The organism is Streptomyces sp. NPDC007095 (assembly GCF_040634475.1).
Taxonomy (GTDB): Bacteria; Actinomycetota; Actinomycetes; order Streptomycetales; family Streptomycetaceae; genus Streptomyces.
In genome coordinates, this window is the sequence record NZ_JBEYFS010000202.1 from 1 (window position 1) to 21,805 (window position 21,805).

Here is a 21,805-nt window from a genome sequence, read left to right on the forward strand (position 1 = left end):
AGCGCATCGCCCGCGCGATGCGTGAGCGTGACATCCGAGGCCTCACCCGTCGCAAGCATCACTCACCGACCCGGCCGGACAAGAAGGCGAAGCCGCCTCCGGACCTGACCGGCCGGAACGTCCACGCCGAGCGCCCCCGGGATCAAGCTCGTCAGCGACATCACTTACCTGCCCACCGCCGAGGGCTGGCTCCACCTCGCCCGCTGGCTGGACCTGACCACCCGCGAGGTCGTCGGCCACGCCATGACCGACCACCACCGCGCCGAACTCCTCATGGACACCCTCGACATGGCCCACGCCCGGACCGCTCTGGAGACCGGCTGCGTCATACACAGTGATCACGGCAGCGAGTACACCTCAACCCAATCCCGGGACCGGATAAGAGAACTGGGTCTCCGGCAGAGTTGCGGACGCACACTCACCGCGGAGGCATGGGTACTCCCCTACCCCAGAAACGCCCAGATCGAGCGGTTGAAGGCCCACGACACCGAACGGGAAGCCCGCATCCCGAAACGGGACGCCATCATCGAGGAGCTGACCGCATCCAAGAAGCTCGCGCTGTCCCCACTCGCCGCCCAGCACGAGGCCATCCAGCACCTGCGGAACGTGCGACGCGAGTCGCCCGCCCGCCTGGCGACGGTCCCCCTGTGACCCGGGCACGGTCATCGCCCCCTGCAGCTGACCCGGCCGGCACACATGGACAAACTCCCCAGCCCACCCCGACAGGGGGCGACCGGAATAGGGCAGCAATGGGCCACTGGGGGCGATGGCCGCAGGCATCCGCGCGTTCGCGTCTAGCGTTGGCAGGATCCCAGCCAGAGGCTCAGGAAGAACAGCAGCCCGCCGCTCAGAGCGCGTCCGTGAACTGGCCAGCCCGATGTGGTCCGCGCAGGCTCGGCCGGGGGCTCCCCTGCCGCGATGAGTTCCGGCCAGGTCGCCAGTCTGTTCTGGTGACCGTCGCAGGGCGTCGTACGACGCTGCCCGGCACGAGACACCACGGAGGACATCATGACGACCACGCCGAACGACCCGACGACCGCGCTGCCCGGCCGTCCGCCCGTCGTTGACCTAGCCGCCTGGCAGACCGCCCGTGACGAGCTCCTGGTCCGCGAGAAGGCCCACTCCCGCGAGGGCGACGCCCTCGCCGCGGCCCGCCGCCGGCTGCCGATGGTCGAGCTCGACGGGACGGTCGAGGTCGTCGGACCCGACGGCCCGGTCCCGTTCCTGGACCTGTTCCAAGGCCGCAACGAGCTCGTGGTCTACAAGCACATGTGGCATGACGGCGCGCCGCACCAGGGGCAGTGCGAGGGCTGCACCACCACGGCCTGGCACGTGAAAGACGCCGTCTACCTCAACGCCCGGGGCGTCTCGCTCGCCGTTCTGACCTCGGGCCTCTGGGACGAGGTGGCTTCCTACGTCGAGTTCATGGGTTACACCCAGCCCTGGTACTCGGTGCGGGGTGTGGAGGCGCCGGTCGGCGGAGGAATGGGGCACATCGTCTCCTTCCTGCGCGACGGCGACCGCGTGTTCCTCACCTACTCCACGACAGGCCGTGGCAACGAGCCGGTCAACGGGTCCCTCAGCCTGCTCGACATGACGCCTTACGGCCGCGGCGAGGCGTGGGAGGACGACCCCGAGGGCTGGCCCGAGGGGCTCAGCCCGTGCTGGTCCTGGCGCTCGGACGCTGACGGGAACGCCACTTGGGGACCGACCAGTCGCCCCGTGCCGCAGTGGACCCGCCCCGGCTCGACCCCCGTGGTCACCCTCGGTCGGCACGGCCACCACCACTGAAGCGCCTTCGGCGTCGGCAAGAGGTGTCAGGTGCCGGGCGGAACCTCCGGACGATGCAGACGGCCCCCGTGCGATCGATCGGTGGGCGGTTCGCCCGGAAGGTGAAGGACTCCTGGTAGGGGACGTGCTGTCCAGGCTTGCCGGTCCTACCAGGAGCCCTGGTGCACGTATCGCCCAGGTGCCGGTACTCGTCATGCCCCGCTCATGGTCGGGGGTTGGGACCGGCGCCTGGTCCTGAAGGAGCGCGACGGTGCGTTCCGGCTCGCCGCCGCGCTGCCGAGGCGTTCGACACGATCACCCTGGTGTGGGCCGACGCCGGGCACACAGGCCGATTCGTCCGCGACGCGCGCAACATCTGGGACCTGGCAGTGGCGATCGTCAAGCGCCCCACCCAGGCCAAGGGCTTCGTCCTGCCCCACCACCGCTGGGTCATGGAACGCTCCTTCGCCCGGCTGACCAAGTTCCGCCGCCTCGTACACAACTCCGAGACCCTTCCAGCCACCCCCGACGCCGTTCTGCGCCGTACTTCCCCGGCCGATAGTGCACGCCTGGGTGCACTCATCTCCGGCCGGTACCCCCGCAACGTGAGTGAACGGCGCCCGTAGATGTCCCGCGTGCTCGGGTTGCACGGTGCAGGTCAGGCCGCAGGTGCGTTGTGGCCGAGGCCGACGTCGGACGTCGTCGCGGTGCATCCCCATGCCGGCTGCGATATCACCGTTCGTCACATACATCCTCGAACCGTTGGTCCTGGGAAGAAAGCTCCGTTCCTCAGCCGTTGAATGCGATGGCCCGGTCGATGTACGGCCGTCCGGGGCGTGACCGTACAAGGCTTGTCCGAACGAGGAAGAGCGGTGATCACGCGATGAAGGCGGTGCGGTTCCACGAGTACGGCGGGATCGATGTGCTGCGGGTGGAGGAGGTGGAGCGGCCGGCGCCCGGCCCCGGGCACGTGCTGGTCGAGGTCCGTGCGGCGGGGATCCAGCCCGGCGAGTCGATGATCCGCAAAGGCGCGCGGCACGAACGCTGGCCGGCGACGTTCCCCTCCGGGCAGGGCAGCGATCTGGCCGGCGTCGTGGTGGAGGTCGGCCCGCAGGTGCGCGGCTTCGCGGTGGGCGATGAGGTCTTGGGTTTCACCCATGACAGGGCGAGCCATGCTGAGTTCGTCGTGGTCGACGACGTGGAGCTGACCTCGCGTCCAGAGGGGCTGTCCTGGGACGTGGCCGGGTCGTTGTACGTGGCCGGCACGACCGCATACGCCACCGTGTTCGCGGTCGACCCCGGACCGGCCGACACGGTCGTCGTGTCCGGTGCGGCGGGCGGTGTCGGGTCTCTTGCCGTGCAGCTCGCCCGGCGGCGCGGCGCCACGGTGATCGGGCTGGCGAGCGAGCGCAACCACGCCTGGTTGAAGGATCGCGGTGTCGTCCCGGTCGAGTACGGGGAGGACGTGGCCGAACGGATCCGGCAGGCTTCCGGCGGGAACGTCGATGCGTTCATCGACACGTTCGGCGACGGATACGTGGAGCTGGCAGTGGAGTTGGGCGTGCGGCCCGAGCGGATCAACACGATCCGCGATTGGCAGGCCGCGGCCAGGGTCGGTGCGCGAACCTACGGAGAAGGTGCGGCGGCGTGCGCGGTCGTGCTCGGCGAGCTGGCCCGGCTTGCCGCGCGCGGAGAGCTGGAGGTGCCGATCGCCCGCACCTACCCGCTGGAGCGGGTGCAAGACGCGTTCCGCGAGCTGGAGCGGCAGCACACCCATGGCAAGATCGTGCTCCGGCCCTAGCTTGACTCTGACGCGTTTGAGAGGTGGTCGGGGTGCGGGTTGGTGCTGGTCACGATCCGATCGCTGCGGTGTTTCGGATCGCACCTCAGCTGATCCGCCAGGGACGGAGCTTCTCGGGGTTTCGCACCGCCCAGATACGCCTGATCCGGTCGCCCGCGATCTCGAAGGCGAACACGGTCGCGATGTTGCCGTCCTGCTGCGCTACCAAGCCGGGCAGGCCGTTGACCGTGCATTCCAGGAACGTCGTGCGGTCGCCCGACACACGGGCGATCTCGGCGTAGGCACGTGCGATCTGCTCACCGCCCACGATCGGGTGCCGGTGGGTGACGGCCAGCCCGCCGCCGTCGGCGGTCGCGGTGGCGTCGAGGTCGAGCAGGCTGATCAGAGCGTCGATGTCCTTGGCCTCCCACGCCGTTCTGAACTGCCTGACGATGCCGGCCTGCCCGGTACTCGGGCCCGCCGGGGTCTGCGCGGTGCGGATGCGACGGCGGGCGGACGAGGCCAGTTGCCGGCACGCCGCCGGAGTGCGGCCCACGATCTCGGCGACCTCGCCGAAGGGGTAGCGGAAGACGTCGTGCAGGACGAACGCGACGCGCTCGGACGGGGTCATCGAATCGAGGACGACCAGGAAGGCCATCGTCACTGACTCGTCGAGGGTGACCCGATCGGCCGGGTCGAGCCCGCCGACGCCGGAGCGCCCGGTGATCCATTCCGTGGGCTCGGGCAGCGGTTCCGGGATCCAGTCGCCCACGTACGTCTCCCGCCTGGCCCGCGCCGAGCCGAGCAGGTTCAAGCAGATGCGGCTGGCGACCGTCACCAGCCAGGCGCCGGGCGACTCGATGGCCTCCTGCTCGCGTGCGGACATGGCGTACCAGCGGGCGTAGGTCTCCTGCACGACGTCCTCGGCGTCGGCAAGGGACCCGAGGAGTCGATAGCCGAGGTTGATCAGCCGGCGCCGCTCGCTCATGATCGCGCTGAGGCCCGGGTCGCTCTGATCGTCGCTGTGCTCGGCTCTGGTGGTCATGGTCTGGCCGTCTCCCTCGCTCGCTTGTGTGCCTCTACCCGTTACGACAGGACAGCGCATCGGAATGTGAGGCCGACGCGCCGCCTCACATTCCGCAGGGCTGCGTTGTCGTAACGGTGAGGACGACAACAAGACGGAGAGGTGACTCCAATGAACGACTTCCAGGCCATCGCGGATCGCGTCGAGATCGAGGCACTGCGCGGCGAGTTCACCGACGCGGCGATGATGCGCGACCGACCCCGCCTGGCGTCGCTGTTCACACCGGACGGTGCCCTGCGCATGCCCAATATCCCCGCCGAACTGGTCGGCCGCGAGGAGATCCGTGCCGGGGGCGAGCGGCTGCAGAGCCAGTGGGACTTCTTCGTACAGACCACACACCCCGGCACGATCCTGATCGACGGCGACACCGCGACCGGCCGCGCCTACATCCAAGAACTCGCGCGCACCCTCGACGGACGCCAGGGGCTCAACTACGCCGTCTACCATGACCGTTACCAGCGCACCGCGGAGGGCTGGAAGTTCGCCGAACGGGTGTACGAGGTCAGGTACCTCGATACCTCCCCGCTGGCGGGCACTGCCCCCCAGGCGGCGCGGGGTTCCGGGACCAACCCGGCAGATGCCACGGCCACCCCGGCTCCGGACGCGTCCTTCGCCGACCCGGCATCGGCCGAACGACTGGAGCGGGTCGCCTCCGCGTTGCGTGCGGGCGGCTTCGCCGCCGAGATCCTCGACGACGCCGCGGCCGCGCGCGCCCGCATCAAGGACCTGGTCCCCGAAGGCGCCAGCGTACTCACGGGAGCCAGCGAGACCCTCCGACTGTCCGGCATCGACGAGGACATCAACGCCGGCGGCCGGTACGACGCCATCAGGCCGCGCGCCCTGGCCATCGACCGTGCCACCGGCGCCGACGAGATCCGAAGGCTGGTCGCCAGCCCCGAATTCGTCGTCAACAGCGTCGCCGCGGTCACCGAGACCGGCTCGCTCGTTCTCGCCTCGGGCAGCGGCAGCCAACTCCCTGCCAACGTCGGCGGCGCCGCCCACGCCGTCTGGATCGTCGGCGCGCAGAAGGTGGTACCTGACCTGAGCACAGCGCTGCGCCGCGTCGAGGAGCACGCCCTCCCGCTGGAGAACGCCCGCGCCCAGGCGGTGTACGGGATGCCCAGCGCCGTCAACCACCTGCTCATCCTCAACGCGGAAGCCCGCCCAGGGCGCGGCACCGTGCTGCTTCTCCGGGAGGCCATCGGATACTGACCCGGCCCAGGAGCCGTTTGGCTCACGGGCTCAGAGCCAATCATTCATTGATGACCCCAGTTGTCGGTGTGCTGGACGTCCGTCCGATTGTTCCGGACTGTACCTATCGGTGTGACCTCGAAGCCTGGCACGGCAAGGTTCTATCTCTTTGCTCACCGTCGTGCCCGGATGGGGACGGCCGCGAGGTGGAGTGCGGCCTGGTAGGCGATGGCCGTTTGTCGCACCGTATGACCGGGCCGCGCCACTTCTCGGGGCGGTTGATGCAGCGTTCGACGGTGTTGCGCTGCTTGTACGCATCGGCGTCGAAACCGGGCGGGCGCGTCGTGCTGAGCGGCGAGCGAAACAGTGCGAGCTTCTTGAACTCGGTCAGCCCTTCAACGGTCGCGTCCCGGTCGGTGACGCGGTCCGTCAGCTCGGCGTTCCGGGCATCCAGACGCTCGATCTGGGCGTCGCTTGGGTCTGGGTACCTCCCCGGCCTCCCGGAGGGCCGCCGGACGGCGTACGAACTCGTCGCCGGGTGCCGGTAGGTGCCCTTCTCGGATGCCGCCGTTGCGGTCCTTCTTCGGGCAGAAACCGGTACGGGGCACCCCCTCAGAGCAGACGCAGGACGCCGACGACCTTGCCAAGGATCTGCGCCTCGTCGCCGGGGATCGGCGAGTACGACGGGTTTCGAGGCATGAGCCACACCTGCCCGTCCTGCCGACGCAGCACCTTGACGGTGGCCTCGTCCTCCAGAAGCGCGGCGACGATGTCCCCGTGGTCGGCACTGTCCTGCCGCCTGACGGTCACGATGTCGCCGTCGCAGATCGCCGCGTCGGTCATGCTGTCGCCGGAGACCGTCAGGGCGAACAGGTCGCCCTCCCCCACGACTTGGCGGGGCAGCGAGTAGACGTCCTCGATCATCTCCTCGGCGAGCAGGGGTGCGCCGGCGGCGATCCGTCCGACGAGTGGTACGTCGACCGGCGCGGCGCTCCTGCTGACCAGGTCGGGTGCCCACGAGGGCCGCACCCGGTAGGCGCGGGGACGGTGCGGGTCGCGGTACAGAACGCCCTTGCGCTCGAGGGCCATCAGCTGATGGGCGACCGAGGATGTACTGGCGAGCTTCACGGCCCGGCCGATCTCCCGCATCGACGGCGGGTAGCCCTGCCGGTCGACCGACTCCGTGATGTAGCGGACGATGGCCGACTGGCGGCTCGTCAACTCCCCCTCGGCGGCTCGGGGGCCCGGGGGACGGCCCTGCCGTGCGGGCACGCTGTTCTCCATCCCGGGCACCTCCGTACAAGATCTCGCAAGCCGTGACCTTAACCCATCACCTCCCCCAATTGGAACACCCTTTCGGTTCTCCGTTCCCGGTTCTCCGGAGAACCGGGAACGGAGATGTGACCGTTCAGGCTTGTTGGCGGTTGTTCATCGGAGTTGGCGGGTTCTCGCTGCAAGCGATCAGGTCGCGCTGAGTAACGAGCAGATGCGGCGATCTGCACCAGCGCCACGTACGGCAGTGCTCCTGTTGACCCATGGGTGAGGTACCGGAGGCGAAGATCCGCTCGGACTCCTGCGGGCTGGAGCAGTTGATCGCGGCCTATGACGAAGGTCGCATTCGTGACCGGCTGGTGCTCGGGGATGGGTGGCCGCGCCGGTGGAGTGGGACATGGCTGGTTGGTGAGGGTGAGGTGTCATGGCCGGTCCGGGACATGGGGTCCGTCCCAGCCACGGGCGACAGGAAGGGCTTCTTGACCTCCATCGTCTCGGCAGCGCCATCAGGCCGTCGGCACGAGGGTGACCTCGTGTCCGAGGGCTTTGAGTTGGCGGACCAGGTCGCGGGTCTTGCGTTCGGGGTCCAGGCGTCGGGAGTGCCAGTCCGGCCCCAGATCCGTGAAGCGCGCAGTGGGGTCGTTGATCAGGTGCCAGACGATGACGAGGATCGATCGGGCGACGGCGACCAGGGCTTTGCGATGGCCTCTGCGCTTGACCAGACGTCGGTAGCGGGCTCCGAGGAAGGTGTCGGTCTTGGCCGCGGCGGTGGCTACTTCTCCGAGGACGCCTCTGAGCCACGGGTTTCCCTTGCCCGTCGGCCCGGAGGCGTTCTTCGCGCCGGACTGAATCGTTCGGGGTGCCAGTTTGGCCCAGGAGGCCAGGTGGCCGGGGGTGGGGAAGACCCGCATGTCCGGACCGATCTCGGCCAGGATGATCCCGGCCGCCCGCGGGCCGATGCCAGGGATCTCGTCCAGGCGGTCGATCAGCGGCAGCAGTCCCGCCGCGGCCTGCTCCGGCCGTTCCGTTGTGCGGCCCATGTCACCCTGGCCGTCCACCGGAGGGATGGCGGCCAGAGCCTGGGTGATCCGTGCGGACAGATCCTCGATCTTCGCGGTGAGGTGATCGGCCGTCTCCAGCAGCGGCCGGCATACATAGGCGTGGTGTTCGTCGAACTGCCCGGTGAGAGCCTCCACCAGAGCGGCTTTCTTGGACGCCAGGCGCCCGCGGGCGAGGTCGGCCAAGACGCGCGGATCGCGCTCCCCGCTGATCAGCGCGTCCAGCATGGCCCGTCCCGAGAGGCCGAAGATGTCGGACGCCATGGTGGAGAGCTTGATCTGGGCATCCTCCAGAAGCTTCTCCACCCGCTGCCGGGTCCGCGTCCGCTCCCGGGTGAATACCGTGCTCAGGCGGGTCAAATCCCGCAGGTTGCGGATCGGCTTGGGTGGCACGAACGAGGCCCGGAGCATGCCGCGTTCGGTGAGCTTGGCCAGCCAGACGGCGTCCAGCTTGTCGGTCTTCGGCCGCCCCGGGACGTTCTTCACATCGCGCGCGTTGACCAGCCAGCAGTCCAGGCCACAGGACTCCAGCAGATAGAACCAGGACCTCCAGTACGTGCCGGTCGCCTCCGTCACGACGCGAGTGATGCCTTCCCGGACCAGATGGCCACCCAACTCCAAGATCGCGGTTGTCGTCGCTCCAACATTCCACACCCGCTGCACACGCCGCCCCGCCACGCTCGCGTGGGGCACCCGCGTGCACACCATCCCGGTCGCCTTCGCCACGTCGATCGCCGCGACACGAGCCAGGGGCTCGTCGTTGTGCTCGGTCTCCTCCATGCACCGCGGATCCTCCACGGATCCTCCCTCCCAGCGCCGAACTTGCTCCAGGCAGGGCCGCCCGAGGAGCTGAGGGACAGGTGAGAGTCTGAACGGCGTGCTCAAGGCGACAGTGCGTAGCCCTCGGAACGGCTCCCAACGCCAGACTCAGGTACGGGCTCTGTGTCCAAGAAGTGACCGGCGTCGAGCGGACGGCCCCGCCCCATTTTCACGCCTGGGCAGGCGTCACCGCAGGGATACGGGAACTCAGGTGAAGAAGAGTCTCGGGTCCCACCTGCGTGTCCGCGTCGAGGACGGTGGCCGCGGAGCGGTCTTGCAGGGCGGCCCCGTGTTGTTGGTGGAGACGGTCCGCAAAAGCGGTCTTGATACGGCGATTTCTCAGAGGGGTTCTCGAACTCCTCCGCAGCGGATCCCTTCCTCACTTCGGGCGGATGTCGGGATCCCGGCTGGGCGATCCGGCTTGGCACTGGCGGCGTCGACGCGGGCGTCACGCGTCCAGTGACGTCATGACGTGCTTGATACGGGTGTAGTCCTCGAAGCCGTACGCGGACAGATCCTTGCCGTAGCCGGATTGTTTGAAGCCGCCGTGGGGCATCTCGGCGACCAGTGGGATGTGGGTGTTGATCCACACGCAGCCGAAGTCCAGCGTCTTGGACATGCGCATCGCGCGTGCGTGGTCCTTGGTCCACACCGACGAGGCCAGGGCGTAGTCGACGCCGTTGGCGTATTCCAGGGCCTGTGCCTCGTCGCGGAAGGACTGGACGGTGATGACCGGGCCGAACACCTCGTTCTGGATGATCTCGTCGTCCTGCCTGAGGCCGGAGACGACGGTGGGGGCGTAGAAGTAGCCCTTGTCGCCGACGCGGTGGCCGCCTGCCTGAACTATGGCGTGGGCGGGCAGACGCTCGATGAAGCCGGAGACCTGCGTGAGCTGGTTGGCGTTGTTGAGCGGTCCGTACAGCACGTCCGGATCGTCGGGCCGACCGGTCTTCGTGCCGGTGGCGGCCCTCGCCAGCGCCGTCACGAACTCGTCGTGGACCGACTCCTGTACGAGGACGCGGGTCGCGGCCGTGCAGTCCTGGCCGGCGTTGAAGAAACCGGCCAGCGAGATGCCCTCGACGGCCTGGGGTATGTCGGCGTCGGCGAAGACGACGACGGGGGCCTTGCCGCCCAGCTCCAGGTGGACGCGCTTGACGTCTTTGGCCGCGGACCCGGCGACTTGCTTGCCGGCCCGTACGGAGCCGGCGATGAAGGCCATCGCCGGGGTGGGGTGTTCGACCATCAGGCGGCCGGTGTCGCGGTCCCCGCAGACGACGTTGAAAACGCCCTTGGGCAGGATGGACCCGATGATTGCGGCCATCAGCAGGGTGGAGGCCGGGGTGGTGTCCGACGCCTTCAGGACCACGGTGTTGCCCGCGGCCAGCGCCGGGGCGAACTTCCAGACTGCCATCAGCATCGGGTAGTTCCACGGTGCGACCTGCGCGCAGACCCCGACGGGCTCACGTCGGACGATGGAGGTCATGCCCTGCATATACTCACCGGCCGAGCGGCCCTCCAGCAGTCGGGCGGCGTCGGCGAAGAAGCGGATTTGGTCCACCATCGGCGGCACCTCCTCGCTCGCCGTCAGCCCCAGCGGCTTGCCCCTACCGTTCTAGCGCGGGCCTACGCCGGTCATTCGTAGGATCGGTGAGCTCGAGGACTCCAGGTACGGCGGTGGGCCTGTCGCCGCTCGATGGCTGAATAGGACTTGGCCGCGCGGAGCCCGTGACGGTCAGAACCGCTCATTGGGATACGCGACTTGATCGCTGTGTAGGACAACGTCGGCAAGGCCGTCCGCCGGATCGCAGAACGAACAGCTGGCAGAGGCGGCCATGTTCACGATCTGGGCCGGGATCGATATCGGCAAGGAGCATCACCACTGCGTGGCACTCGACGCTCGTGGGGAACGGCGGCTGTCGCGCCGCGTCGGCAACGACGAGCCGGAACTCATCCGCGATGTGCTGGCCCTCGCCGAGTCGGGCGAGGCGCTGTGGACGCCAACCGCGGCAGCGCCGCTCTGCTCATCGGGTTCCTGCTTGGCCAAGGGCAGCCGCTGGTCTACCTCACCGGCCTGACCGCCCACCGTGCCGCGGTCGGCTATCGCGGCCAGCCTAAAACCGATGTCAAGGACGCCCACGTCATCGCCGACCAGGCCCGCGTGCGCCAGGACCTCGGACTCCTGCGGCCCGGCGACGAGGTGGCCGTTGACCTGCGCGTCCTCACCAGTCGGCGTCTCGATCTCGTCAACGACCGCACCCGGCACATCAACCGGCTACGCGAGCAACTCCTGGGGATCTTCCCGGCTCTGGAACGTGCCCTGCCCCGGAAGGGGCGGGGCTGGTTGTGCTGCTGGCTGGCTATCAGACGCCGGGTGCGACCCGCCGCGTCGGTGCCCGTCGCCTTGGAGCCTGGCCCCACGAGTTGTTCTTTTGCCCGCCCTAAGCCCCCCTCTCGCCAGTTATCGCGAACAAAACCCGCCAACCCGCGTGAGCAGAAGGTGCGCGACCAGCGAAGCCACCCGGTCTCAATCGCCAACTACGGCGAACGGTCACAGGAGAACGGTGCGGGCCGCGTGATCGCGGGGTGGGCAGGCGGCTTCGCCGGCACCACCGGATCCACGGTCGATCGGCACGTCGCGATCCACCGCGCCATGCGGTTTACCGAACGGGCGATCGATTCAGGTTGCAGTGCCCGGTGCACACAGGGGGCGTGCCGTGTTCATCAGCACGTTGCCGTTGCCCTTCCTCTGCCCGCCCAGGGACTCACGCCCGCGATCGCGGGCGTGCCGCCACCTCGCTATCCTGATCAAAGATGCATGTATATATGTACAAATAGTGCATCTGACGTCGTTGCTGCACCCTACCCTGCAGGGAAAGGAAGATCAGCATGACTTCAGTGTTTCCCCCTCTCACCCCGATCCTGGAGCCCGCGGCGAAGGAACTTGTCGAGGCGACCTCCCCGCACCCGCGGATCTACGAGCTGCCGCCGGATCAGGGACGTGACATCCTCGCCGGCCTGCAGACCGGAGAAGGGGTCACAAAACCCGACGTCGAGGAGGAATGGGTGACCGTCGACGCCGGCAAGTGGGGGCAGGTGCGCACCCGCATCGTGCGCCCGCGCGGCATCTCCGGGACGCTTCCGGTCATCCTCTACATCCACGGAGCCGGGTGGGTGTTCGGCGACGAGAACACCCATGACCGCCTCGTACGCGAACTCGTCGTCGGCGTCGGCGCGGCTGCGGTCTTCCCCGTCTACGACCGGGCCCCCGAGGCCAAGTACCCCACCCAGATCGAGCAGAACTACGCCGTGGCCCAATGGTCCGCCCGCGAAGGCGCACAGCACGGCCTGGACGCCTCGCGCCTCGCCGTGTGCGGCGACTCCGTAGGCGGAAACATGTCCGCGGCCTTCGCCCTGATGGCCAAAGACAGGGGCGATGATGTCCGGGTCAGCTGCCAGGTCCTGCTCTATCCCGTCACCAACGCCGACTTCGACACCCCGTCCTACCTGCAGTTCGCGGACGGGGACTACCTGACCCGGGACGGAATGATCTGGTTCTGGGACCAGTACACCACTGATGCCGCCCAGCGCGCCGAGCCCTACGCCTCGCCGCTGCGGGCCAGCATCGACCAGCTGCGCGGTCTGCCCCCGACCCTGGTCATCACCGACGAGGCCGACGTCCTGCGTGACGAGGGCGAGGCCTACGCGGCCAAGCTGCGTGAAGCCGGTGTCGACGTCACCGCGGTCCGTGTTCTGGGCATGGTCCACGACTTCCTGATGCTGGACCTCCTCCGTGACACCAACGCCACCAAGGTCGCTCGTCACCTCGCCATCGACGCACTCAAGACCGCCCTGCACGGCTGACAATCATGACGTTCAGGCTAGAAGGGCTGAGCCGCGGGCCGCAAAGTAAGCTCGGCGGTTGATCCGCGTCGGTACTGTGAACTCATACGCCGTGTGCTGCATGCTCCTTCCACATCGCGCGGTTTTGCAGCGTGGGAAAGGCGACGGTGTTCGCGCCACGGTCCTCCAGCCCAGCAGGGCGTCGATGTCGGCGAAGCGCTTCCACACGTCCTTGCGCGGCAGTAACGGGGTGAACTCGGCTCGGTTGGTGAGGCCGAGTTCAGCGACCCTCGCTGGAGGGACTCCTCGCGGCCCGTCCCGCCGAGAGCCTCGCCGACCTGCGTGTCCTGTCGGGCCAGGGATACCCGGCGCTGACCGTCGAAGCCGTCGCGGCGGCCGCGGGCGTCGGCAAATCGACCATCTATCGCTGGTAGCCCAGCAAGGAGGCACTCGTCGCCGACGCGCTCGCCGAGATCTTCCGCGCCGAGGAGATCCCCGATCTGGGCGACACCCACGCCGAACTGCGTCGCGCCGTCGGCATGACCATGGACAACTACGCCAACGAGGACATGGCCGCCTCGCTGCCCGCACTCGCCGGCGGCCTCCTCCCCCACCCCGAACTCATGACCCGGTTCCGGGAGGCTTTCCTGTACCGCAAGCGCGAGAACATCGCCGCCGCACTGCGCCGCGGAATCCAGCGCGGCGACCTGCCTCACGACCTCCACATCGACCTCGTCCAGGACATCTGGGCCGGCGCCATCCCGTACCGACGACTCATGACCGGGTCCCCCCTCAATACCGACCTCGCCGAGCACCTTGTCCAACTCGCCACCAGGACTCCCCCGCTGCTCCCCCGCCGAAAAGCAGAAGTGCGCCCGATCACGGAGCCGTGAAACAGGCTGCGTGCAGGAGTGTTACGACCCGGTAGAACCGACATCGCCGAAGCCGCGTGGCGCAAGATCTTGACCACCGCCGGCGAGTCCTCCCGGCCGGAGGGACCGCCCCTCCTGGAGGCGTTTACCGAGTTGGGGCGGGCGACGCATGTCGAGCGGCAGCTACGTCAGCTCTTCCCTGGACCGGAATGCGGGAGCTGCACTACAGCAAGTGCACGAAGTCGCGACTTACGGGCCGCCCTGCGATTGATCTCGGGGCGTGCCGGTCTGGGGGTTCGACGGGCTGGTGGTTCAGCAATCGCAGGTCTGCCCGTTACTCGTACCGGTACTTCAGCGTGTCCGCCTCCGTCTGCTCGATGTCAGCGATCGTCAGCTCCGGCATCCGCAACTGGGCCAGCGTCACCTCGGCCGAGGTCGGCTGGGCGTCCGTCGGCAGCCACTGCTCCGGCTTCCAGGCCGCGCTGCGCAGGAGCGCCTTGGGGCAGTGCGGGTAGACCTCCTCGATCCCCAGCACCAGCGCACTGGCCGGCGGCTTGCCCACGGCGGTCAGCTGCGACAGCAGCTCTGGGCGGGTGGAGACGCAGGCCCGGCCGTTCATCCTGAGCGTCGTGGTGCGCCCCGGGATGACGAACAGCAGCCCGGCCCGTCCGGTGGCTACGACGTTCTGCAGACTGTCCAGACGCTTGTTGCCGGTCGCGTCCGGTATCGCCACCGTCCGTGCGTCCAAGACGGCCACGAACCCGGCGGGGCCGCCGCGCGGGGAAACGTCACAGTTGCCCTCGGCGTCCGCGCTGGCGACCAGGACCAGCGATGAGCAGCCGATCAACCGCTGGGTCTGCTCGGTGAGTTCGGTCATCTGCTTGCGCACGGCCGCGTCGCTGGGGAGTCCATAGGCCCGGCGCAGCGCCACCTGGTCGGGCACGGCATCGAGGCGGAGCGAGTCGAATGCGCTGCTGGCAAGGGGTGACATCATGCCTCCGACCCTATTGGGCCGACCGTCGATTGATCTTGGTCGGTGAGTGCGGAGACATACAGACGGCCGCGCGAGTTGGCTGGTGTGTGAAGATCGAGCAGGTCCGCGCGACCATGTCCCATCCCGCCTTCTGCGGGCTGTCGCACCAACATCTGGGCGAGTTGGTCGCGGAACTCGCCCCGCGCTGGGTGGCGCGCTGTGAGTCCGTGCGCCATGGGCGACGTGAGGACGACCGTCGGCGAGAGGCGGGGGCCGGGCCGAAGTACGAACTGGTCTTCACCGACCGGCTCCTGGTGACACTGGTCCATCTGCGGACTGGGCTCACCCATGAGGCGTCGGGCGTGCTCTACGAGGTGGGGTCCCCCACGATCGGCCAGGCGATCCTGGAAGTCCGCCCGCTGCTGGTGGACCGTGGGTTCGCCGTCCCCGACCGGCCCGGCATCCGGCTGCGGACCTTGGAGGACGTGTTCGCCTATGCCGCGTCCGAGGACGTCACCCCGTGGATCGACGGGATGGAGACCCAGGTCCGCCGCCCACACGCAGGCCGTCCCGGTCGGCGGTCAGGGGGCTGGACGTCTCGGCGCAGGCGCACGGCCGGGCGCGGGTTGCAGCGCGGCGCCAGGGCCTCCCGCTGGGCCGCAGCCGCGGCCTCCTCGGCGACGGCGAAGGGGCGCTGGAGCGAGGCGACGGACGGGTGTTCCGATTTCTGCCGTGCCTCCGTGCCGGGTGGGGAATCCCAGCCGATGGAGCCTGTTTGCGCAGACCTGTCGTGCGCCTTTCCCACGGTTGGCGGGACAGGCGATTAAATACCGGAGCATGACTACAGAGCCGCAGCGCTTCCGTATCCTGTTGGTCCCTGAACACGTCGAGGACAGAGGCGGCGCCTCCGTGGAGGACTCGGCCGTGCGATCGGCGGTCGTCGAGGCGACGGGCGAGACGGGCGCCTCGGGCTACCCCCGCTATGCCGGGGACGGGATCGTGGCCGACATCGACCCCAGTACGCGCACGGTCGAGGCGGTGCTGGTCGATGGTGCAGAACTGGACTATGGGATGAACGCTACGGTCGCTTCCTGATCGGCCCTGTTTTCAGGGTGGCGCCGCCGATCGAGTGCCACAGCCTGTTCGATGGCCCGTTGCAAGCAACGGGCCATCCGGCAAGGCGCCTCGGCTCTCTGCGTTCCGTGCCGGACGGCAGAAGGCGCTGGCCCTCCTCAAGACAGCCCCTTCCCTGCGGATTGTCGGGCTATCTCTCAGGCGACGCACCCAAGCCACCCTCACCACACAACAATGGACTGTCCCATAAGACATAAATAGGCGTTACTCGAGGTTCGAAGGTTTGCCCTTACTCGTTGTCGTCACGCTGTGGTTGTTCCGGCCTCGGAGCGGGTGCCCACATGCAGGGCTGGGCAGGACATCCCTTGATTTCCGGGTACGGGAATCGGAATGAGATGGGTGATATCGACCAAGCAATGCGTTACCAGACTCGGAGCGGTCGCCAGGGACGCTGCCTGCCACCGAGCGCGTTCGCCGGGGATGCCACAAAGGAGGACGAGGGATACGGCGGCACGGACTTCCAGCGGCGCAGACCGTATTCAGCAACGCGACATCCCGCGTCGCCGTCGGCACTCCCTTGCGGCGCATGGACCAGATCCCCTCGGGCCGGCCGTCCGCCGCGTCGAACACAACTGCACCTCGTCTTAAGTCAGCGGACGCCGCCACGAGTCGCCTTCGTACTCGTCGATATGCGCAGCACTGTTCCGCTCGTGGAAGATCTGCTGCGGCGCCCGGCCAATCGAATGCACGGAACAGTCGCAGCGCCACTTCGTAGCCGCGGGCGGTAGACACCGCGACGGGCCCGGGTTCTTGCCCGCAGTGTCCGGCTGTACGAGCCGGCCCCAGGGCTTCGCCCAGATCCCGGTCGCGTACAGCGAGGTGGAGCCTCACCGCGTGGGTGCGGGTGTGAGGCCAGGGCCACAGGGCCAAGGGGGCGGCGCCGCTGCGGCCTTCCCGGGTGTCGTCGGCTCAGGATGTGGAAGCGGGGCCGGGCGGCAGGTGGACCGTCATGATCAGGTGGCAGGATTCGGTGCCGGCGCCGCGGTAGATATGGGTGGCGTCGCCGTCAAAGGTGGCGGTCTGTCCGACTTCAACGAGGTGCTCGGCGCCGTCGACGATCAGGGTCATCCGGCCGGCGGTGACGCTGACGGTTTCTACGACTCCGGCCTGGTGGGGGTGGCTGGGATACTCCTCGCCCGGTTCCAATTTCCAGCGCCAGACCTCGACCGGTGCCGGGCCCGAGGTCGTCAGCATGAGCCGGGCCTCGCTGCCCTGCGCTCCGGTCCACAACGGCATCACGGCGTCGGCGGCCACGACACGGACGCGCCCTTCGGACGGCCCCTCCATCAGCGCGGACACCGAGATGCCGAGAGTGTCCGCCAGCCGGACCAGGGTGGCGAAGTTCGGGTTGCCCTGCGCTTTCTCCAAGCCGACCAGGGCCCCCTTGCTGACCTTGGCGCGACGGCCGAGCTCGTCCAGGGACAGGCCCGCGCGGGTGCGGGCCGTCCTGACGTTGTGCGCGAGCGTCCGCAGGGCTGCCTCTGTCTCGGCCATCCGATCACCATCCTCGCCAGTGGACCATTTTAATGCACCGGTCGGTCGTTTTGTTGACACGGTCCAGTCGGTTCGTTGTACCGTCTAGTCGTTCCATCGAGATAGTAAGGGATGTACCGTGATCGCTCTGCTGCTGGCCCTGGGCAGCTCACTCGCCTACGGATGCGCCGATTTCCTCGGCGGCCTGGGGGCCCGTAAGGCTCATATGCTGCGCACCGTGATGATCGCGGCCCCGGCCTCTCTCGCGGTCGAGTTGCTGCTGTGGCCGTTCCTCGGCGCCTCGTTCAGCGCCGACGCCCTCGCCTGGGGCGCCGCGTCCGGCATCGCCTCGGCCGCGGCATTCGCCCTGCTCTACCGCACCCTGGCGATGGGCCCGATGAACGTACTCTCGCCTGTCACCGCCCTCGTGTCCGCCATGCTGCCCGTCGGCGTGGGCCTGCTGCAGGGCGAACATCTGGGCGCTGCCGGGCTGGTAGGCCTGCCGCTCGCGCTGGTCGCGGTGGTGCTGGTCAGCGCCGGACATGGCGCCGGATCGGCACGCCCGTCGCGCGCCGCGCTGTTGTTGGCCTTCGGCGCGGGCGGTGCCATCGCCCTCCAGCTGATCTTCCTGCACCAGGCGCCCTCCGACAGCGGCGTGGCCCCGCTGATCATCGGCCGGGCGGTCTCCTCTGCCATCATCCTGGCCGCGGCCGGCCTCATGTACCGCAGGCTCGGCTCCGAGCGCCCCGCGTACGCGATGTCGACAGCCGCCGGCGTGCTGGACTCCATGGCGAACCTGCTGTTCCTTCTAGCCGCCCGCAGCGGGGACCTCACCGTCGTCGCCGTGATCACCGCTCTCTACCCGGCCGGCACTGTCCTGCTCGCCCGCAGCGTGCTCGCCGAACGCATCCGTCGCGGCCAGCTCGTCGGACTGGGCGCCGCCGCCGTCGCCGTCAGCCTCCTCGCTCTCACCTGAACCCCCGCTCCCCTCCCACACCTCCGCCTCCGCCGACCACGCAAGGAGCACAGCATGTTCATCCAGCCCTGGGACACCAGCCTGGACGAAGCCGAATGGCAGAGCTGGATCGCCGAAGGGCACGACTTCGGAATCCTGAGCGTCAACGGCCTGCCCAGCCACCCGCCCGTCGCCGTCCCCACCCACTTCACCAGCGACGGCGACCACCTCCTGGTCCACCTCGCCCGTCCCAACCCGGCCTGGAAGTCGATCGGCCACGACCCGAACGTCCTGCTCAGCGTCTTCGGCGACTACGCATTCATCCCCGGCCCATGGCGCGCCACAGCCGGCACCCCGCCCACCGACGGCGTCCCCACCAGCTACTACACAGCCGTCCAGTTCACCTGCCGCGCCCACATCATCGACGACCCCGAGGACAAGGCCGAGCTGCTGCGCCGCCAACTCGCCCACTTCCAGCCCGACGGCGACCACGCCCCCGTCGCCGTCGACCAGCCGCCCTACGGCCGGATGCTGCCCGGCATCCGCGGCCTGCGCCTCGAAGTCACCGGCGTGGTGGCCAAGTTCAAGTACGACGACCACAAGCCCGTCGAGCACCGCACCGCCGTAGCCGACCACCTCACTGCACGCGGCACGGGCCTCGACGTGCCCACCGCACTCCAGCAGCGCCGCCGCCTGGACCGCATCGGACCCTGGAATCCCTGACCCGCGCCCATCCGCACGCACGCACACAGGAACGGAACCCCGCCCATGACCGTCTTCCGCCTCAGCCCCGCCGTCGCCGACGCCTTCCCCGACACCCTTATCGCCCTGGTCACCGCCACCGGCCTGCGTAGCCATGAATCCTGGCCCCACACCACCGCCGCCGTGGAGGACCTGGAGCAGCAACTCGCCGACGGCGCCTGGCAGCCCGCCAACGAGACCGACCCCCGTATCGAGGCGTGGCACACCGCCTACCGCGCCTTCGGCACCAACCCCCGCCGCATCCGCCCCAGCGTCGACGCGCTCGGTCGCCGCCTCGCGAAGAAGGGGGCCCTGCCGCGTATCAACCCGGCCGTCGACTCCTACAACGCCGTCTCCGTCCGCCACGGCCTGCCCGCCGGCGCCTTCGACCTCGACCACGTCACCGGCGACGTCGACATCCGCCACGCGGACGGCACCGAGTCCTTCACTCCACTCGGCGAACCTGAGTCGACCGAGAACCCCAAGCCCGGCGAGATCATCTATGCGGACAGTACCGGCGTCCTGACACGCCACTGGAACCACCGCGACGCCCACCGCACCCGCGTCACCAAGGACTCCACCCACGTCACCTTCGTCCTCGAAACCCTCCACTCCACCCGTGACGGTGACCTTCTCAAGGTCGCAGCCGAGGAGTTGCAGGGCCTGCTCATCCCGCACGCCGAACAGACCGCCGTGCACTACCTCAGCCCGGCACAAGACCAGGCCACCGCCTGAGTCCTCCACCCGGCCTCGGGCCCGCCTCAGCCCCCCGCCCGCCGACGCCCACCCAGCCAATCCAGAGCCAGGCGCAAAGGGCCGAGACCGCGAGCCCGGACGGATGGGCCTCTATGGCGTGACGGGGGCGACCTGCTTCTCGGCGTCCGCGGTCAGGACGTACCCCCGCCATAAGGACGTACCCGTTCTGTGGGCCCTGGTCCTGGGCCGGCGCCTCTCCCAAGTCGCCCGCCACAGCTCACCGGACCAACCGGTCTCGTCCGATCAAGTTGTTGTTTCGTCTGGGAGCGGATCCACGCCGGGGGGCGGGCGGTCACCGCCTTCCTGCCGACTGGCGGCCACCCGGTCGTGACCTTGACGCGACTGGAACCTGGACGATCGCGCCGTACGACATCCAGCGTTTCCCCTCAGACCTGCGCCGTCGACTTCACCTGGCGCTCCTGCCCCGCCTGCCTGGCCCGCGACAGCATCCCAGTCCAAGTCGCCTACGGTGGCCCCGCTGTCCTACGAACATCGGGCCACGCACCAGCTCCTGCGTGGCAGCCCTGTCGGCAGCCGCGCCTACCGTCCGTATCCCTGCGGCGCTCATCTGGAGCCGGCCACCGACTCCACGCCCGCCGAGCCGTTACCGAAGCAGGACGCAGAGGGCACGCACCCCGGGTGCCGGCCCGGGCCATGCGCATCCCCGAAAGCCGTCCCCCCGGCACCACCAACAACCGCCAGAGAACCACTCGCAAAACAAAACCGCTCGGCCGGTTTCACTATAACCTCGCCCGAGACCCACGCAAGAGACACCAACACACCCCCGCAACCACCCGACCCCGAGCCTCGCACACCACCCCCAACCCCCGGAAGACACCCGCAGAACGGAATCAAAACCCCCGCTTGCCCAGCCAAGATCCCCACCACGGACCGGTGAATATGCAACCCGCACACCCCGCCCCCACTCCCCGAACCGACCCCGGCCCACCCCCGCGAAATTCCCCGCCCGCCCTTGAAAAGAAAACCGGTAGGTTCGTATCTTATGACCCTGCACGGTCCATCCCGGCACCTCCCACAGCACCACGGAGACCCACATGACCCTGCTCACCGTCCACCAGGACAACCACCCCACCCCCGCCACCAGCCCCGGCACACAAACCGGCAACGAAACGGGAACGGCAACAAACCCCCACCCAGCAGCAACATCAGACCCCGGCACACGAACAAGCACCGGACCGGGCACCGGCACCGGCACCGGCACCACCCCCGTCGACCCCGCCCGCATGCCCCGCCTCACCACCACCGTCCCCCGCGAATACGTCCACCGCTCCACCCTCGCCGAGGTCTTCCTCACCGGCTGCGAACAAACCGGCGACACCCACTACACCCTCACCGCCCAATGGCCCCGCGCCCACACCTTCTTCACCACCCCCGACGGCACCCACCACCACCCCCTCCAAGCCGCAGAAACCATCCGCCAAACCGGCCTCTACCTCGCCCACGCCGAACTCGGCATCCCCCTCGGCCACCACTTCCTCATGCGCAACCTCCACCTCACCACCCACCCCCAACACCTCACCATCGGCCCCACCCCCACCGACCTCACCCTCACCGCCACCTACACCCCCCACCACCCCCACACCAAACGCCCCACCGACTTCACCATGCACATCACCATCACCCGCAACGGCCACCCCACCGCCACCGGCACCGGCCGCTTCACCTGCCTCACCCCCACCACCTACCAACGCCTCCGCCACCCCCACACCACCCACACCACAACTGCCAGCGCCGCCACCCACCAACCCCCCAACCCCCAACCCACACCCACACCCACCCACTACGGACGCACCCTCCCCCACGACATCGTCCTCACCCCCACCCCCCACCCCCACACCTGGCAACTCACCCCCAACCCCCACCACCCCATCCTCTTCGACCACACCACCGACCACATCCCCGGCATGGTCCTCCTCGAAGCCGCCCACCAAGCCGCCACCGCCCACACCCACCCCACCCCCACAACCCACCCCACCCACCCCACCACCCTCCACGCCACCTTCCACCGCTACACCGAACACCACACCCCCACCTACATCACCAGCACAAGCCACAACGACAACGAC

At 68.8% G+C, this 21,805-nt stretch carries 19 protein-coding genes and 3 pseudogenes; 15 read left to right on the top strand and 7 right to left on the bottom strand.

The genetic code is table 11. The features are described 5' to 3' along the window. Positions 1-141 precede the first annotated feature (141 nt). From ABZ656_RS44430 to ABZ656_RS44445, 4 genes are all read left to right on the top strand, one after another. Positions 142-651 (top strand): DDE-type integrase/transposase/recombinase, encoded by a 510-nt coding sequence (locus tag ABZ656_RS44430; protein ID WP_360276447.1) that lies wholly within the window; start codon positions 142-144, stop codon positions 649-651. 357 nt (positions 652-1,008) lie between these two features. Beyond that, a complete protein-coding gene (locus ABZ656_RS44435; protein WP_360276414.1) occupies positions 1,009-1,791 on the top strand; it encodes a DUF899 family protein in 783 nt (260 codons plus the stop codon). A 302-nt stretch (positions 1,792-2,093) separates the two neighbouring features. Next, the gene (locus ABZ656_RS44440; RefSeq protein WP_360276417.1) at positions 2,094-2,396 is read left to right on the top strand and encodes a hypothetical protein; all 303 of its coding nucleotides are present in this window, start codon (positions 2,094-2,096) and stop codon (positions 2,394-2,396) included. 257 nt (positions 2,397-2,653) lie between these two features. Beyond that, the gene (locus ABZ656_RS44445; RefSeq protein ID WP_101403176.1) at positions 2,654-3,571 is read left to right on the top strand and encodes an NADP-dependent oxidoreductase; all 918 of its coding nucleotides are present in this window, start codon (positions 2,654-2,656) and stop codon (positions 3,569-3,571) included. Between the two features lie 85 nt (positions 3,572-3,656). On the opposite strand, the gene sigJ is transcribed toward ABZ656_RS44445, so the two are convergent. Continuing rightward, entirely contained in the window at positions 3,657-4,595 is a 939-nt protein-coding gene (gene sigJ / locus ABZ656_RS44450) for an RNA polymerase sigma factor SigJ (protein WP_360276420.1), read from the bottom strand. A 150-nt stretch (positions 4,596-4,745) separates the two neighbouring features. Here sigJ and ABZ656_RS44455 point away from each other — a divergent pair, with 150 nt between their 5' ends. After that, complete coding sequence (locus ABZ656_RS44455) at positions 4,746-5,846, top strand: nuclear transport factor 2 family protein (RefSeq protein WP_360276423.1); 1,101 nt, start codon at positions 4,746-4,748, stop codon at positions 5,844-5,846. A 152-nt stretch (positions 5,847-5,998) separates the two neighbouring features. Here ABZ656_RS44455 and ABZ656_RS44460 read toward each other — a convergent pair. The 4 genes and pseudogenes from ABZ656_RS44460 to ABZ656_RS44475 form a co-directional block, all read right to left on the bottom strand. Beyond that, positions 5,999-6,150: pseudogene (locus tag ABZ656_RS44460) on the bottom strand (IS5/IS1182 family transposase); the annotation flags it as partial. 287 nt (positions 6,151-6,437) lie between these two features. Continuing rightward, positions 6,438-7,109 (bottom strand): transcriptional repressor LexA, encoded by a 672-nt coding sequence (gene lexA, locus ABZ656_RS44465; RefSeq protein WP_101403173.1) that lies wholly within the window; start codon positions 7,107-7,109, stop codon positions 6,438-6,440. Positions 7,110-7,603: 494 nt separating this feature from the next. Then, entirely contained in the window at positions 7,604-8,935 is a 1,332-nt protein-coding gene (locus ABZ656_RS44470; protein WP_360276426.1) for an IS110 family transposase, read from the bottom strand. Positions 8,936-9,422: 487 nt separating this feature from the next. Next, positions 9,423-10,577: pseudogene (locus ABZ656_RS44475) on the bottom strand (aldehyde dehydrogenase family protein); the annotation flags it as partial. Positions 10,578-10,806: 229 nt separating this feature from the next. Here ABZ656_RS44475 and ABZ656_RS44480 point away from each other — a divergent pair. The 4 genes and pseudogenes from ABZ656_RS44480 to ABZ656_RS44495 form a co-directional block, all read left to right on the top strand. Next, positions 10,807-11,377: pseudogene (locus ABZ656_RS44480) on the top strand (IS110 family transposase); the annotation flags it as partial. A 483-nt stretch (positions 11,378-11,860) separates the two neighbouring features. Continuing rightward, complete coding sequence (locus ABZ656_RS44485) at positions 11,861-12,835, top strand: alpha/beta hydrolase (protein WP_360276429.1); 975 nt, start codon at positions 11,861-11,863, stop codon at positions 12,833-12,835. 326 nt (positions 12,836-13,161) lie between these two features. Then, entirely contained in the window at positions 13,162-13,248 is an 87-nt protein-coding gene (locus ABZ656_RS44490) for a TetR family transcriptional regulator (protein WP_360276450.1), read from the top strand. 66 nt (positions 13,249-13,314) lie between these two features. Next, complete coding sequence (locus ABZ656_RS44495; RefSeq protein WP_360276453.1) at positions 13,315-13,707, top strand: TetR-like C-terminal domain-containing protein; 393 nt, start codon at positions 13,315-13,317, stop codon at positions 13,705-13,707. A gap of 313 nt (positions 13,708-14,020) precedes the next feature. On the opposite strand, the gene ABZ656_RS44500 is transcribed toward ABZ656_RS44495, so the two are convergent. Beyond that, the gene (locus tag ABZ656_RS44500) at positions 14,021-14,680 is read right to left on the bottom strand and encodes an MSMEG_1061 family FMN-dependent PPOX-type flavoprotein (RefSeq protein WP_360276432.1); all 660 of its coding nucleotides are present in this window, start codon (positions 14,678-14,680) and stop codon (positions 14,021-14,023) included. Positions 14,681-14,766: 86 nt separating this feature from the next. Between ABZ656_RS44500 and ABZ656_RS44505 the strand changes: the two genes are divergently transcribed. Next, entirely contained in the window at positions 14,767-15,486 is a 720-nt protein-coding gene (locus ABZ656_RS44505) for a transposase family protein (protein ID WP_360276435.1), read from the top strand. Between the two features lie 10 nt (positions 15,487-15,496). Next, positions 15,497-15,754, top strand: coding sequence for a hypothetical protein (locus ABZ656_RS44510; RefSeq protein WP_101403167.1), 258 nt, complete (start codon positions 15,497-15,499; stop codon positions 15,752-15,754). A gap of 948 nt (positions 15,755-16,702) precedes the next feature. Here the strand turns inward: ABZ656_RS44510 and ABZ656_RS44515 are convergent. After that, on the bottom strand, positions 16,703-17,287 hold the full coding sequence (locus tag ABZ656_RS44515; protein ID WP_101403166.1) for an XRE family transcriptional regulator: 585 nt from the start codon (positions 17,285-17,287) through the stop codon (positions 16,703-16,705). Positions 17,288-17,405: 118 nt separating this feature from the next. Between ABZ656_RS44515 and ABZ656_RS44520 the strand changes: the two genes are divergently transcribed. From ABZ656_RS44520 to ABZ656_RS44535, 4 genes are all read left to right on the top strand, one after another. Beyond that, complete coding sequence (locus tag ABZ656_RS44520) at positions 17,406-18,242, top strand: EamA family transporter (RefSeq protein WP_360276439.1); 837 nt, start codon at positions 17,406-17,408, stop codon at positions 18,240-18,242. 54 nt (positions 18,243-18,296) lie between these two features. Further along, entirely contained in the window at positions 18,297-18,944 is a 648-nt protein-coding gene (locus ABZ656_RS44525) for an FMN-binding negative transcriptional regulator (protein WP_101403164.1), read from the top strand. A gap of 45 nt (positions 18,945-18,989) precedes the next feature. Further along, positions 18,990-19,697: a phenylalanine--tRNA ligase beta subunit-related protein gene (locus ABZ656_RS44530; RefSeq protein WP_101403163.1), complete on the top strand. Its 708-nt coding sequence runs from the start codon at positions 18,990-18,992 to the stop codon at positions 19,695-19,697. Between the two features lie 1,076 nt (positions 19,698-20,773). Then, a partial coding sequence (locus ABZ656_RS44535; protein ID WP_360276444.1) for a ScbA/BarX family gamma-butyrolactone biosynthesis protein occupies positions 20,774-21,805 on the top strand: 1,032 nt, incomplete at its 3' end.

Excerpts from the sequence above, each read along its gene's own strand:
- ABZ656_RS44510 (WP_101403167.1), top strand. The coding sequence starts at position 15,497 with ATGACTACAGAGCCGCAGCGCTTCCGTATCCTGTTGGTCCCTGAACAC.
- ABZ656_RS44525 (WP_101403164.1), top strand. The coding sequence starts at position 18,297 with ATGTTCATCCAGCCCTGGGACACCAGCCTGGACGAAGCCGAATGGCAG.
- lexA (WP_101403173.1), bottom strand. The coding sequence starts at position 7,109 with ATGGAGAACAGCGTGCCCGCACGGCAGGGCCGTCCCCCGGGCCCCCGA.
- ABZ656_RS44435 (WP_360276414.1), top strand. The coding sequence starts at position 1,009 with ATGACGACCACGCCGAACGACCCGACGACCGCGCTGCCCGGCCGTCCG.
- ABZ656_RS44515 (WP_101403166.1), bottom strand. The coding sequence starts at position 17,287 with ATGGCCGAGACAGAGGCAGCCCTGCGGACGCTCGCGCACAACGTCAGG.
- ABZ656_RS44500 (WP_360276432.1), bottom strand. The coding sequence starts at position 14,680 with ATGATGTCACCCCTTGCCAGCAGCGCATTCGACTCGCTCCGCCTCGAT.
- ABZ656_RS44470 (WP_360276426.1), bottom strand. The coding sequence starts at position 8,935 with ATGGAGGAGACCGAGCACAACGACGAGCCCCTGGCTCGTGTCGCGGCG.
- sigJ (WP_360276420.1), bottom strand. The coding sequence starts at position 4,595 with ATGACCACCAGAGCCGAGCACAGCGACGATCAGAGCGACCCGGGCCTC.
- ABZ656_RS44530 (WP_101403163.1), top strand. The coding sequence starts at position 18,990 with ATGACCGTCTTCCGCCTCAGCCCCGCCGTCGCCGACGCCTTCCCCGAC.
- ABZ656_RS44455 (WP_360276423.1), top strand. The coding sequence starts at position 4,746 with ATGAACGACTTCCAGGCCATCGCGGATCGCGTCGAGATCGAGGCACTG.
- ABZ656_RS44485 (WP_360276429.1), top strand. The coding sequence starts at position 11,861 with ATGACTTCAGTGTTTCCCCCTCTCACCCCGATCCTGGAGCCCGCGGCG.
- ABZ656_RS44445 (WP_101403176.1), top strand. The coding sequence starts at position 2,654 with ATGAAGGCGGTGCGGTTCCACGAGTACGGCGGGATCGATGTGCTGCGG.